We start from the raw sequence: 12,841 nt of genomic DNA, 5'->3' as shown, positions 1-12,841 counted from the left end.
TAACATAGCACCGTCAACCTTGATGCGCATCGGATCATGCACGAGGTTTATTTAAACGGACGATGGAGTAGCAGCACATGAAAGTTACAAACTATCAGAACGCGACGATCGACCCGTTCGGCAAGGGTCTCGGCATGGTGCCGGGCACGAGCATCCAGTTGAACGACGCGTCGCGCCTGCAATGGAATCTGCTCGAAGAGGACGTGAGCCTGCCCGCCGCCGTGCTCTATTCCGATCGGATCGAGCACAACCTCAAGTGGATGCAGGCGTTCGTCGGCGAGTACGGCGTGAAGCTCGCGCCGCACGGAAAGACGACGATGGCGCCGCAGCTCTTTCGCCGTCAGCTCGAGAACGGCGCGTGGGGCATCACGCTCGCGACGGCGCATCAGGTGCGCGCGGCGTATCGCGGCGGCGTGCATCGAATCTTGTTGGCGAATCAGCTCGTCGGCAAGCGCAACATGGGCATGATCGCCGAGTTGCTTACGGATGCGAATTTCGAATTCTTCTGTCTGGTGGATTCGGCCGATGGCGTCGATCAGCTCGGCGAATTCTTCAGTTCAGTGCGCAAGAAACTGAATGTCCTGATCGAGCTCGGCGTGCCGGGCGGGCGCACCGGCGTGCGCGACGACGCGCAGCGCGAGGCCGTGCTCGCCGCGATCGGGCGCTGGGAAGGCACGATCGAGCTCGCGGGCATCGAATTGTATGAAGGCGTGTTGCAGGACGAAACGAAGGTGCGCGAATTCCTGCAAAGCGCGGTGGACATCACGCGCAAGCTGAACGCGGAAGGCAAGATCGCGCGCAAGCCGGCGATTCTGTCGGGCGCGGGTTCGGCGTGGTACGACGTCGTCGCCGACGAGTTCGCCAAGGCCAACAGCGACGCCATCGAAGTCGTGCTGCGTCCGGGCTGCTATCTGACGCATGACGTCGGCATCTACAAGAAGGCGCAGAACGAAATTTTCGCGCGCAATCCGATCGCGAAAAAGATGGGCCAGGGTTTGAAACCCGCGCTGCAATTGTGGGCGTACGTGCAGTCGATTCCGGAACCGGACCGCGCGATCATCGGGCTCGGCAAGCGCGATTCCGCATTCGATGCGGGCATGCCCGAGCCGGCGAAGCACTATCGTCCGGGCAACGACGCGCCGCGCGATGTATCGCCCGACGAAGGCTGGGAGATTTTCGGCCTGATGGATCAGCACGCGTATCTGCGCATCAAGCCGGGCGACGACGTGAAAGTGGGCGACATGATCGCGTTCGACATCTCGCACCCGTGCCTGACCTTCGACAAGTGGCGTCAGGTTCTCGTCGTCGATCCGAAGTATCGCGTTACCGAAGTGATCGAAACGTTCTTTTAAACGCGATCCTCGACGGCGGCCGCCTGCGACGCGTTCGCGGCCGCCACTTCCTGAATGCGTCCCTCGAACATGTGCAGCGCGCTCGACAAGGCTTCGATGGCCTCGTCGGGCAGCGACGCCATCGTGTCGTGCAGGAACGCGTTGCGTCGCGGCAGGCTTTCTTCGGCGACCGCGCGCCCTTGCGCCGTCAGCGCGACATTCGATACGCGGTTGTCGCGCGCATCGACGCTGCGCACGATCCAGCCTAGGCCTTCCAGCGTCTTGAGTTGCCGCGTCAACGCGCCCGGATCGACCTTCAACCGCTCGACGAGCTTCTTCTGCGACAGCACGCCCGCATGCTCGTGCAACGCGAGCAGGATGCGCCAGCGCGGCATCGGCTGGCCAACGGCCGCTTCGAACGCCGACATGAACGTGCGATACGTGCGCCCGAACTGCTGGATCACGGCGATACGGTCCTGTTCATTCATGCTTTCGATTTCCGTAGTCATTCGGCGAGGATGACCGGTTCCTGCGGTCCCTTCAGGCGCACCGGCGGCACGCGGCGCGATTGCCACAACGACACCACTGCAACCAAGGCCGCCAGCGCCAGACCAATGTGAATCGCGGCGACGAGCGCCTCGCGCGCCGCTTCGAGCAGCATTGCGCCGTTATGCCCCGCGGCCGTCAGTTGCGCGAGAAGCGTCTGCTGGCCTTCGCGATTGATCAGAATCTGCGGATCGGCGAGATCGCTCGCCCAGTGCAACGCGTGATCCTTTTCGAGCGCGATGTTCACGCCGCTCGCGTACAAATGGCTCACGAGCGTGCCGGTGAGCGCTGTGCCGATCATCCCGCCGATCATACGCAACGATTGCAGCAGCGCGGTCGCGATGCCGAGATGCGCGCGCCCGGCCGTCTGCTGCGCAAATACGGTGAGATTCGGCATGACGAAGCCGAGTCCGAGGCCGCCGAGCAGCATGATCACGAGCAGCAGCGAACGCGGCATGTTGTGCGTGGCGACGACGACGCCCAGGCACGACACCGCGAGCAACGCGAAGCCGACGTACAGCATGAGATTCGCGTTCTTGAGCCGCGTCACGATGCGCCCGTTCACGATACTCCCGATCGTGATGAACACGACGAGCGGCGTGATCATCATGCCCGCATCTTTCGGCGACATGCCGAAACCGCCCTGGAACAGCAGCGGCGCGTAGAAGAGCAGCGAGAACATCGTAAAGCCGCCGAGAATCGCGAGCGTGAAGAGCGCGGCAAGCGCCTTGTTGCGGAACATGTCGATGGGCAGGATCGCGTAGTCGCAGCGCGTCTCCCATTTCCACAGCGCGAAGCCGGCGGCGATGCTCATCGCCAGCAGTACGACGATTTCCGCGCTGAAGCCGTGCTTCGGCAGCATTTCGACGAACAATTGCAGCGCGCCGAGCACCACTGCGATCAGCACCGCGCCGGGCCAGTCGAGGCGCATCTTGCCTTCATGCGCGACGTGACGAAGATGCGGCAGGAAACGCCACACGAAAAACAGCGAGATGATGCCCACCGGCAAGTTGACGTAGAACACCGAACGCCAGCCGTAATATTGCGTGAGAATGCCGCCGAGCGACGGCCCGACCGCATTCGCGATCCCGAACGCGGAGCTCATCAAAACTTGCCAGCGCAGGCGGACGACATTGTCCGGAAAAAGATCGGCGATGCAGGCGAACGCAGTGCCGACGAGCATCCCGCCGCCGATGCCCTGCAAGCCGCGCGCGAGCACGAGGAACATCATGCTGTTGGCGAGCCCGCACAGCACGGAAGCGACGGTGAACACCACGATCGACGCAATCACGAACGGCTTGCGCCCGTAGTAATCGCCGAGCCGGCCGAAAATCGGCACCGTGATGACGGAAGTCAGAAGATAGGACGTGGCGACCCACGCGTAGAGATCGAAGCCCTTGAGCTCGGCGACAATCGTCGGCAGCGCGGTGCCGACCACGGTCTGATCGAGCGCGACGAGCATCGTGACGAACGAGACGCCCAGCATCGCCATGAGGGATTCGCGAAAAGGCAGAACCTGTCCGCTGGAATGATTCGCGGCTGTATGAACGGCCATAATTGCGGGCGCAATGATTGACGAGTCAACGGAAATGGAATCATAGCACGCGGGCATACTCTAATTCTGCGTGCCGACTCACCCTTTTCGGATTGAAAACATCGCATGGAACCGACGCCGATCATCACCTCGCCGCTTACGCCCGAAGATTTCGCGGCCCTCTCGCGCGCGAAGGAATTGCTGGAAAGCCCGTCGCTGACGATGAAGCTTGCGAGCGTCGTCGGGGCGCCCATCGAAAAGCTGATGGGCCGCATGCCGTCCGTCGCGCAGGAAAAGGTCGACGAGGCGACGCAGCTCGCGCTCAAGAAGTGCCTTCAGCTCGCGCTGCGCACGATCGGGAAGAGCGCGCCGTCGGATTCGTTGCTCGCGCCGCCGCCCGACAAGCCGCATAACCTGATGCACAAGTTGGCCGTCGCGACGACGGGCGCGGCGGGCGGCGCGTTCGGACTTTTCGCGCTGCCGGTCGAACTGCCGGTCACGACCACGCTGATGTTCCGCTCGATCTGCGATATCGCGCGCAGCGAGGGTGAGGACGTGCATCGCGTCGAGACGCAGTTGCAATGCCTGATGGTGCTCGGCATGGGCGGCGCCAAAGCCAGCGACGACAACGCCGATATCGGCTACTTCATCGTGCGGGGCGCGCTCGCGCAGTCGGTTTCGCGCGCGACCAGTGAAGTCGCCGCGAAGGGGCTGAGCAGTCATGGCTCGACGGCGCTGCTCAAGTTTCTGCAGACGATCGCGTCGCGCTTCTCGGTGCAGGTCAGCGAGCAAGTGGCGGCGAAGTCGATTCCCGCGATCGGCGCGGTGCTCGGCGCGATGGTCAACACGGTGTTCATCGATCACTTTCAGCAGATGGCGCATGGCCACTTCACCGTGCGCAGGCTGGAGCGGCGCTATGGCGCGTCGGCCGTCGAGCGCGCTTATCAGACCATCGAGGTTTTGAGCGGACGATGATTCCGCGCCGCCGACGTCGCCGCTTCGATGAACGCAGCGGCGTGCGTGAGCGCCTCACGCGCCTCGGGCATGAACGGCGCCCAGATCGGGAAGATGTGCGGAACCTTGCGCCAGATTTCCACGTCGACACGAACGCCCGCTGCGCGCGCTTTCGTCGCGACGCGCGTCGAATCGTCGAGCAGCAGTTCCGTGTCGCCGACGTGAATCAGGAGCGGCGGCAAACCTGCGAAGTCACCGAATAGCGGCGATGCGCGAGGATCGCGCGCGTCGGCGGTGCCGAGATACTGCGCGGCCACGCGTGGAAACACCGACGCGTGATACATCGGATCGCGGCCTTCGTTGAGTCGCATCGAATCGCCGCCGCAGGTCAGGTCCGTCCACGGGGAGAACAGGACCGCCGCCGCGGGCAATGGATCGGCTGCATCGCGCAATGCGAGCAGCGTCGCGAGCGCGAGGCCGCCGCCGGCGGAATCGCCCGCGATCACGATCGATTGCGCGGGAACGCCATCGGCGAGCAAACGGCGGTAGGCGGCGACGCTATCGTCGAGCGCTGCGGGAAAGCGATGTTCCGGCGCAAGTCGATAGGCCAGTGAGAACACGCGCGCGCTTGCCCGCGTGGCAAGGCCGAATGTGATCGCACGATGACTGCGCGGCGAGCAGAAGTAGTAACCGCCGCCGTGAAGGTAGAGGATGGTTGCGCTCGGGATCGTCCCGGGTGTGAGCCATTCGCCGCGCAACGGAGCATCGGCGCTCGTATCGCGGATATCGAGCTGCCAGCCCTTCGGCACGCGCGGCGTCCACAGTCGACGGGATGCGTATCTTCGCGCGAACTCGACGTCGAGTTGCGGTTTCGCCGAGTGAGGACGCATGCCTGTGCGCACAGACCAGCAGGCCAGGACGCTTTGCCAGCTCATCGGCGGATCGTCGCTCTTGCTTGCGTCAATTGGCGGGCATCACCTGACCGCGTATCTCGCCGGTCGGGTTTTCCTGCGTGTGAACGTTGAAGTACCACTGCCCCGCCATGAGGTCGATTTCTTGCTGCTCCGTGAGCGTTGCTCGTCCTGTCATCGGGCTCGCGAGGGCTTTTTTATCGACGGGCACTTGAACTTTCCCGTTCTGTCCGACGGGCGCGGGGCCGTGGAAATGGGCCATCGTCACCGGGCCAGATAGCTCGGCGTAGGTCGCAGTCCAGGTGAGCAGTTTCGTGTCGGTGTCGAAGGTGGCGTCGAGTACGCCGTGGCCCTTGCTGACGCGCGGCGGCACTTCGCTCGAGGGTTGCAGGTTGGCTTTGAGCGCGACGGTGTCGGCGAGTGCGGCGCTCGAAGCGATGAGCGAACAAACCAATCCTGCGATCCAACGACGATGCATTCTGCGTAACGCGATCATGCCTGCTCTCCTCGTAACGGCCAGAACTCGAAGATCGATCTCCGCACGGATATCGGCCGCGATCTCATCGTAGAGCATACGGCTTCGCGATGCATATCTTTCCCGTCCCGCAAACCAATGCAAAAGGGCACCTTGCGGTGCCCTTTTGTTACAGCCTACAACTCAACCGCTTTTAGAAGCGGTGACGCAGACCCGTGCTGAAGACGATCTGACGCGAACTGGTGGACGGACCGAACGTGCCGTTGTTCGAGATCCATGCCGTAGCACCGCCAGAACCCAGTTGCGCTACGCTTTCGACGTAGACGTCGGTACGCTTGGAGAGCGAATAGTCAGCCTGAAGGCCGAGCTGATGATAGCGGAACGTGTCTGCCGAGTCGCCTGCGACCTCACTCTTGCCTTGGGAGTAGGTGTATGCGGCACCGAGCGACAGAGCCGGGCTCAGCATGTATCGGCCATTGATTTCGAAGTTGTTCACGTACGTCGAATTGTTGCTCAGGTACGTGTTATCCAGGCGCGACTGAGTCCACAGAACACCGAACGTCATCGCATCGAAGGAGTAGCCGGCACCGGCGCCGAACGTGCGCAGACGGCGGCCGGGCACCGAACCGGCGTCACCGTCATTCAACGAGACATACTGGTTGCCCACGACTGCACCACCCTGATTTGTCTCCGAATTCACGCCATTCGCTTGCATATAAGCGAGACCGAATTTGAACGGACCATTGGCATAACCTGCGCCGAGGCTGTATGCACGATTGTTGCTGAAGTTTCCGCCTTGGTTCGAGAAGCCATACAGTGCGCTCGCGGAGAAGCCAGCGTAGTTAGCGGTCTGGTATTTGACAGCGTTTGCAATGCTGAAATTGCTGTTCAGGTTATCGTTGCCGCCGATGTGGCCGAAATAGGTGCCACCCCACGTACCTGCCGCGCTGAGCGGAGCCAGGTAGTCAATGGTGGAGTCGTATTGACGACCCAGCGTGACGGTGCCGAACTGCGAGGAGGACACGCCGACGTAAGCCTGGCGATTGAAGAGCGCGCCGCCGTTTGCGAGGGAGCCATTGCCCAAGTTGAAGCCGCTCTCCAACGTGAAGATCGCCTTCATGCCACCGCCCAGATCTTCTGCGCCACGCAGGCCCCAAAGGCTCTGCTGCACGTTGCCGCCGGTCATGCCGACGTAGGTGCCCTTGAACGAGTCACGGTTCACGTTCTCGTTGAACACGTTATTCACGTACGTGAAGCCGGCGTCGACCACGCCATACAGCGTGACGCTGCTTTGCGCGCTCGCAGCGGTTGCGAACGATGCGGCCAGTGCTGCGACGGCCGTTACGATCAGATTCTTTTTCATGCGAATTCCTTTGAGTGAGCCTTGCGACTCGATGAGTTGCTTCAGCCTGAACGCCTTTCGAGTGGGGAGTCTTCTGATTCACTCGCTTGCCTCAGCACCGATAGACGGCGAAGCAAAGTTTATTGGCCTGTTTTTTTGAGAAGACGACAAAGGAAACACAAAAGACTTTTCGAACATTTCGAAAAGTGCATTTTCAAGATGAATAAATGCTTAGGTTACCTATAGTTGCGCGTGCTCATGGCGCGTATACCCTTGGGCGCGGCTGCAGAACAGTTGCATCCACGCGACAGTGCCAAAACCGCCACACTCGCTAGCCTTCGGAAACCTCCGATTCGACCATTGCAACGTAGGCCTTAATATCGCGCACGCGATGCAGTCTCATGACGCTTCGCACGCAACCGTCGTCACGGCGCGTTCATCGAATGCTTTTCCGATCGGTTTCTGCATGAACCAACTCCACGCAATGCGTGTCTTTCTCAAGGTTGCGGAAACCGAATCATTCGGCCGCGCTGCCGCCGCGCTCGACTTGTCGAACGCCGTGGTCACGCGCTACGTCTCGCTACTGGAAGCGCACCTCAACACTCGCTTGGTGAACCGCACGACACGCAGCGTCGCACTGACCGAAGCCGGCCGCGCCTATGCGGACGGCTGCCGCGCAGTGATCGAGCAAGTCGAGACCATCGAAGCTTCCATTTCAAACAACTCCGCCGATCCGTCCGGCACACTCAAGCTCGTCGCATCGGCCTCGTTTTCCCTGCTAGGTCTCACGCCGATGCTGCGTGCGTTTCACGAGCGCTATCCGAGCGTGAAACTGCGCCTGTCGTTGTTGCATCGTCCGGTCGATATCGTCGCGGAAGGCTTTGATGTCGGTATCGTCGTTCCTCATCTGGTCAGCAGTGGAACGCTCATCAATCGTCCGCTGTTCAGGGTAGGCGCCGTGCTCGTGGCATCGCCGGAATATCTGTCGCGGCAAGGCACGCCCGCTCGCCCCGCCGCACTCGCGAAGCACGACTTTCTCGCACCGTCCGCTGAGATCCACGGGTCCGCGTGGTCGTTTATCGGGCCTTCGAGCGTGCCAGAAAGCGTCACGCTCGATCCTGTTTATTCCGTCAACAGTTCGCCGATGCTCCGGCAAGCCGCCTTGTCGGGAATGGGAATCGCGGTGGTGCCAGAGAGCCACGTGGCGCAGGACTTCGAAACCGGAGCGCTCGTCCGGATCCTGCCCAACTACGCACTGAAAGATGCCGACAAGGAAGTGTCGATCGTCTACCCTGGACGCAAACACGTGCCGGCCAAGACGCGCGCGTTCGTGGACTTCGCGCTGAGCTTTTTCCGCGACAGCGAGTCGACCAGCGAGAGTCTCGAATCGTCAATCGACTGAAATGCGCGATGCGGCCACCTGTGCGCCGCATCGCATGCGGTGCACGATCTAAATTATCGTGGCGCCCTGCGCATCGATCCGATCGAGCAACTGCTCACATCGCTCGATGAGCGCCAATCCTTCGCGATGACGCGTTTCCCGCGACTTCTTCGACAAATCGTGACGGAAGTCTTCGAGCGCCTGAATCAGCGGTCGATACTGCAACACACTGGCCGCACCGATCACGCGATGATGCCAGTCGCGCAGATCGTCGACCGTGCCGCGATCGAGCAATTGCGCAAGCGCGACGAGATCTTCGCGGAACGATGACACGAACGCATCCAGCAGCGCCTTTACCGTCGATTCACTGCCCCATAGTTGCGCCATCGCACTCAGATCGAGTTCGTCTGCATCGCGTGCCGGCTCGGCAGTAACTTGCTGCGAGTGCGCGTCGAAAACAGGCACGGCGCTATCAGTGGCCCACCAGCGGTTCAGATGCTCGCGCAACGTTGCAAGGCGAGTAGGCTTGACGAGGCAGTCGTCCATGCCGGCTTCGCGGCATCTGTGCAACTCGTCGGGCGCGGTACTAGCCGTAATGCCGAGAATCGGCAAGCGACGTGACGTGCCGGCTTCACCGGCCCGAATGCGGCGCGCGAGCTCGTAGCCGGTCACGTTCGGCATGTGACAATCGGTGATGAGGAATCCGTAGCGCGTATACGACAGCGCCGTGAGCGCCTCGGCGCCATCGTGCACGACGTCGCAGGCAAAACCGAGCAACGACAGCTGATGACGGATCAACTCCTGATTCACCGGATGATCTTCGGCCACCAGCACGAGCTTTCCAAGACGCAGTGCATCTTCCCGATCCGGCGCCGCCATCTTCGTTTCCGGCCCGAGCGTCAGGCCGGATGCGATCTGCGGCATGCCCGTCAGTGCGGCGACGCACGCCGCTCCGAGTCCGTGCCATGAGATCGGATTGACGCTCACACGGATGTCGTCATCGAGGATCCGGTAGCCAGTGGGCTTCGGCTTCTCGGTTACGTGAATCACGCGCGAGCCGAGCGGCGATGAGCTTTTCTGCGCATCGCTCATAAAGACGATATCGACGTCCTCGAGCGATTGCAGCTTCTTCCGCGCGAGCTCGCCGGGAGCGTGACGCTGCAGCGCGAGACCAAGCGCTTCGCCATAGTGCATCAGCGCCGCCGCGACGCGGTCGTCGTCGATCGCGACGATGCCTCGCTTACCGCGAAGCCCCTCGATCTGATAATTCAAGGTTTCGACGGGCATCGCGAGGCGAACGGCCATCGCGGTTCCGACGCCGATTGCGCTTTCCAGACTCATCGATCCGCCCATAAGTTCGACGAGGCGATTGCAAATGGTCAGTCCGAGCCCGGTGCCGCCGAATCGGCGCGTCGTGGATGTCTCTGCTTGCACGAACGGTTCGAACAAGCTCTGCTGGGCCTCGGCGGCAATGCCTATTCCCGTGTCCTTGACGCACAGCTCGATCACCTGCTCGCAGTCGCGGTGCTCGACTACGCGAACAAGGAGCGCCACTTCGCCCTTGATCGTGAACTTGATCGCGTTGCTCATCAGGTTGAAGAGAATCTGTCTGAGACGCACGCTGTCGCCTCTGACGGTCGCAGCCACTTCCGGCGCCACGTCGACGCGCACGCGCAAGCCCTTCTCATGCGCGCGCCCTGCGAGCAGGCCGACGGCGCTATCTACCAGTTCGCGCAGATCGATGGAAGTCGACTCGATCGCCAATCGCCCGGCCTCGATCTTGGAATAATCGAGCAGGTCGTCGAGGATTTGCAAAAGTGCGCTCGCAGAATCCTGAATCATGCCGAGCATCTGCGACTGGTCGGGATTCAGCCGTGTGTTCTCGAGCACTTCGACGAGCCCCAGGACGCCGTTCATCGGTGTGCGGATTTCGTGGCTCATCATTGCCAGGAAATCGTCCTTCGCGCGGGACGCGGCTTCGGCGATATCGCGCGCGCGCGAGTTCGTCTGCACGGGCATGTTCCACGCTGGCATCGGCCCAATATCCGCTCCACACGACGGCGCCCTCGTCTTCGCGATGCGCGACGAGATCGGCGCGAATCCAGCGAGTGACGCCATCGATGGTCGAACGGAACTCGGTATGCAAGGGCTCGAGCGTGCGCGCCGACGTTTCGATTTCGCCGAGCAGACGGGTGCTGTCCTCAGGGTGGACGTGCGTCAACGCGTGGATCGGGTCATCGGCGAGAGCGGCGACGTTGAGTCCGAGCAATTGACGCGTATCGCCATCGATATAAGGAAGGCTGTACGTGCCGTCATTCGCGCGTCGCAACTGGAACACGACTGCGGGCAGCGACCGCGTGACGTCGTGAAGACGCCGCTCGGTCTGCCGCGCGCGCGTTTCGGCGTCGCGGATATCGGTGATGTCGATCATCGTGCCGACGACGCCCGCGCGCTCTCCGTTCGACGCCGTGAACGCACCGGTCCAGAACAGGCCGCAGCGCGGATGATTCTCGTCATCGCGGAATTCCGCTTCGACCTCCTGCCGCTGGCCCGTATTCAGCGTCATGGCGGTCAGTTCGTGGAGCACACGGCTATGTTCGGTGCCCCACGCGGCGACCTCGAGGCTTGTACGCCCAAGAATGTCTTCGCGCCGCACGCCGAGCGCCCCTTCGAAGGCGCGATTCACCGCGACATAGCGATTGTGCATGTCCTTCGCGACGAGCGGATACGGCACGACCTCCATCATGGTTTGCTGAAAACTGAGCTGCGTACCGAGGCGCTGCTCGGTCTCTACACGCCGGCTCATTTCCTGTTGCAAGCGGATGAAGGCGCGAAGCGTCACGAACAGCACCGCGGCAATGCCGATGAGGGCCGGCAGCAGGCGCAAGGCCGTGATGTTCCAGACTGTGGCAACAGATGAACCGGTCTGTTCAGCGAGGGAAGGCGATTCGGGGGGTTGCGAGTACGCCCGCTTGATCAATGAATCGAGTGGATGCAATTCGGAGCGCATGGCGTAATTCAGGCGTCCCGGCGGGCTCGACGCCACGATCATGTCGATCTCGCCACGCTGAAGCGCCGATGCCGCCTTGGCCCAATCGTCGAAGCTTCTTGCGTCGAACGTCACGCCCAGCGATTTCTCGATTTCCGCGAGCGCCACTCGAGGCGGTTCCAGCGGCGCGTCCGCGGAACCTTCTCCCTCGATCACGCCCACGACGATCGGCTTCAACGTGTGCAGATAGCCGCGCTCGGAATCGTCGAGCTCGAATGTGACTGTTGCGCTATTCGTATCCGCGTTGGCCGCGGCGATTCCCTGTGCGGCGCTGGCGGGAATGCCCGGCTCGGCGGCGTGACAATAAAGAGGCGCGAAAAGCCAGAGAAGAAGCAGGCAACGCGCTAACAGTGATCTCAATTCGAACCCCTAAAATCCGGGCCGACGCTTGCAACGACAGTTGCTTCGCCGGCTGAGCAAGACCGCGGGAATGCCAAGTGCATCCGCGCTTCGTGCTTGCCTGTCGAAGGCTAGTCGCTTGAGTCTGAGGCGCAACGCATCGAGATCGAATCAGAACCATCCCAATTTGCTCCGAAATTAAACGGGGCCATTAGGACACACAGGTTCAGATCAAACCGACCTGCTGCAAATAGCTGACGAGTTCCGTTTCGCTTTCGAGTCCGAGTTTGCGCATGCCGCTTCGTTTCTGCGTGGCGATCGTTTTTCGGCTTCGCCCGAAGTGATCCGCGATCTCATGAACCAGCAGCCCCCGGGCATAGAGCTGAAACACTTCCCACTCGCGCCGGCTCAGCACGCCCGCGCGCGCCGGCGACGTAAGCGGCAGGCTCCTCACCGCCGCTTCGACGCATGGCGAAAGGAAGCAGCCACCCGCCTCGACCGTGGCAATCGCGTCGCCCAGACATTCGAGTCCGTCGCGCTTGTCGATGATGCCGTCGACGCCGATTTGAACGAGCCCCGCCAGCATTCGTGTCTGGGAAAGCATCGTGAGCACGATGACTTTCGGTCTGCGTTCCTGCCACGACAAGCGCTTGAGAAACGAGATGGAACTGTTTTCGCCGTCGATGCCACGCATGCCGATGTCCGAAAAGACGAAGTCACACGGTGTGGTATCAACTGCGTCGGCGAGTTCCAATGTGTCCCGCGCAGTGGCGACGACTCGGACCGCGCCATCACGCTCCAGAAAGCTTTGAATTCCTTTAACGACAACCGGATGGTCGTCGGCAACGATCGCTCGTAGCGGCGTTTTCGTTCTCATTTTCTTATGCGTTATGTGGAGACTATCCGGCACGCGTCAGTCGTCAATCGATTGCGCGTTGTCTCATGCCGGCTCCGGAAAACTACGTGTCGCGCCTGCAAG

10 protein-coding genes and 1 pseudogene are annotated in these 12,841 nt (G+C 61.7%); 4 read left to right on the top strand and 7 right to left on the bottom strand.

Annotated features, from left to right (window positions below):
* Positions 1–77: 77 nt before the first annotated feature.
* Entirely contained in the window at positions 78–1,352 is a 1,275-nt protein-coding gene (locus AWB74_RS13835) for an amino acid deaminase (protein ID WP_061147299.1), read from the top strand.
* Here AWB74_RS13835 and AWB74_RS13830 read toward each other — a convergent pair.
* Positions 1,349–1,819, bottom strand: a complete 471-nt coding sequence (locus tag AWB74_RS13830) for a MarR family winged helix-turn-helix transcriptional regulator (protein WP_061147345.1) — start codon at positions 1,817–1,819, stop codon at positions 1,349–1,351. The two genes, AWB74_RS13835 and AWB74_RS13830, sit on opposite strands and share 4 nt — an antisense overlap.
* A gap of 17 nt (positions 1,820–1,836) precedes the next feature.
* Positions 1,837–3,432, bottom strand: coding sequence for an MFS transporter (locus AWB74_RS13825; RefSeq protein WP_061147298.1), 1,596 nt, complete (start codon positions 3,430–3,432; stop codon positions 1,837–1,839).
* Between the two features lie 105 nt (positions 3,433–3,537).
* On the opposite strand from AWB74_RS13825, the gene AWB74_RS13820 reads away from it, so the two are divergent.
* Positions 3,538–4,386, top strand: a complete 849-nt coding sequence (locus AWB74_RS13820; protein WP_061147297.1) for an EcsC family protein — start codon at positions 3,538–3,540, stop codon at positions 4,384–4,386.
* On the opposite strand, the gene AWB74_RS13815 is transcribed toward AWB74_RS13820, so the two are convergent.
* The 3 genes from AWB74_RS13815 to AWB74_RS13805 all read right to left on the bottom strand — a co-directional run bounded on the left by AWB74_RS13815 (position 4,356) and on the right by AWB74_RS13805 (position 7,114).
* The gene (locus AWB74_RS13815; RefSeq protein WP_061147296.1) at positions 4,356–5,300 is read right to left on the bottom strand and encodes an alpha/beta hydrolase; all 945 of its coding nucleotides are present in this window, start codon (positions 5,298–5,300) and stop codon (positions 4,356–4,358) included. The genes AWB74_RS13820 and AWB74_RS13815 overlap by 31 nt on opposite strands.
* A gap of 25 nt (positions 5,301–5,325) precedes the next feature.
* Positions 5,326–5,772 carry a CHRD domain-containing protein gene (locus tag AWB74_RS13810; RefSeq protein ID WP_061147344.1) on the bottom strand — a complete coding sequence of 149 codons (447 nt, stop codon included), beginning with the start codon at positions 5,770–5,772 and terminating at the stop codon, positions 5,326–5,328.
* A gap of 172 nt (positions 5,773–5,944) precedes the next feature.
* The gene (locus tag AWB74_RS13805; protein WP_061147295.1) at positions 5,945–7,114 is read right to left on the bottom strand and encodes a porin; all 1,170 of its coding nucleotides are present in this window, start codon (positions 7,112–7,114) and stop codon (positions 5,945–5,947) included.
* Between the two features lie 445 nt (positions 7,115–7,559).
* Between AWB74_RS13805 and AWB74_RS13800 the strand changes: the two genes are divergently transcribed.
* Positions 7,560–8,495: a LysR family transcriptional regulator gene (locus AWB74_RS13800; RefSeq protein ID WP_061147343.1), complete on the top strand. Its 936-nt coding sequence runs from the start codon at positions 7,560–7,562 to the stop codon at positions 8,493–8,495.
* 48 nt (positions 8,496–8,543) lie between these two features.
* On the opposite strand, the pseudogene AWB74_RS13795 reads toward AWB74_RS13800, so the two are convergent.
* A pseudogene (locus AWB74_RS13795) lies at positions 8,544–11,520 on the bottom strand (ATP-binding protein).
* Here AWB74_RS13795 and AWB74_RS47220 point away from each other — a divergent pair.
* Positions 11,467–11,871 carry a hypothetical protein gene (locus tag AWB74_RS47220; protein WP_235024567.1) on the top strand — a complete coding sequence of 135 codons (405 nt, stop codon included), beginning with the start codon at positions 11,467–11,469 and terminating at the stop codon, positions 11,869–11,871. The pseudogene AWB74_RS13795 and the gene AWB74_RS47220 overlap by 54 nt on opposite strands.
* 217 nt (positions 11,872–12,088) lie before the next feature.
* On the opposite strand, the gene AWB74_RS13790 is transcribed toward AWB74_RS47220, so the two are convergent.
* Positions 12,089–12,739 carry a response regulator transcription factor gene (locus AWB74_RS13790; protein ID WP_061147294.1) on the bottom strand — a complete coding sequence of 217 codons (651 nt, stop codon included), beginning with the start codon at positions 12,737–12,739 and terminating at the stop codon, positions 12,089–12,091.
* Between the last annotated feature and the right edge of the window lie 102 nt (positions 12,740–12,841).

The organism is Caballeronia arvi (assembly GCF_001544695.2).
GTDB classification, from domain to species: domain Bacteria; phylum Pseudomonadota; class Gammaproteobacteria; order Burkholderiales; family Burkholderiaceae; genus Caballeronia; species Caballeronia arvi.
Note: the sequence above shows the minus strand (reverse complement) of the source record. Positions and strands in the feature narration are given on the sequence as shown.

What these genes read in the sequence shown, in the direction of transcription:
- AWB74_RS13835 (WP_061147299.1), top strand. Translation starts at nt 78, where the DNA reads ATGAAAGTTACAAACTATCAGAACGCGACGATCGACCCGTTCGGCAAG.
- AWB74_RS13830 (WP_061147345.1), bottom strand. Translation starts at nt 1,819, where the DNA reads ATGAATGAACAGGACCGTATCGCCGTGATCCAGCAGTTCGGGCGCACG.
- AWB74_RS13825 (WP_061147298.1), bottom strand. Translation starts at nt 3,432, where the DNA reads ATGGCCGTTCATACAGCCGCGAATCATTCCAGCGGACAGGTTCTGCCT.
- AWB74_RS13820 (WP_061147297.1), top strand. Translation starts at nt 3,538, where the DNA reads ATGGAACCGACGCCGATCATCACCTCGCCGCTTACGCCCGAAGATTTC.
- AWB74_RS13815 (WP_061147296.1), bottom strand. Translation starts at nt 5,300, where the DNA reads ATGAGCTGGCAAAGCGTCCTGGCCTGCTGGTCTGTGCGCACAGGCATG.
- AWB74_RS13810 (WP_061147344.1), bottom strand. Translation starts at nt 5,772, where the DNA reads ATGATCGCGTTACGCAGAATGCATCGTCGTTGGATCGCAGGATTGGTT.
- AWB74_RS13805 (WP_061147295.1), bottom strand. Translation starts at nt 7,114, where the DNA reads ATGAAAAAGAATCTGATCGTAACGGCCGTCGCAGCACTGGCCGCATCG.
- AWB74_RS13800 (WP_061147343.1), top strand. Translation starts at nt 7,560, where the DNA reads ATGAACCAACTCCACGCAATGCGTGTCTTTCTCAAGGTTGCGGAAACC.
- AWB74_RS47220 (WP_235024567.1), top strand. Translation starts at nt 11,467, where the DNA reads ATGCAATTCGGAGCGCATGGCGTAATTCAGGCGTCCCGGCGGGCTCGA.
- AWB74_RS13790 (WP_061147294.1), bottom strand. Translation starts at nt 12,739, where the DNA reads ATGAGAACGAAAACGCCGCTACGAGCGATCGTTGCCGACGACCATCCG.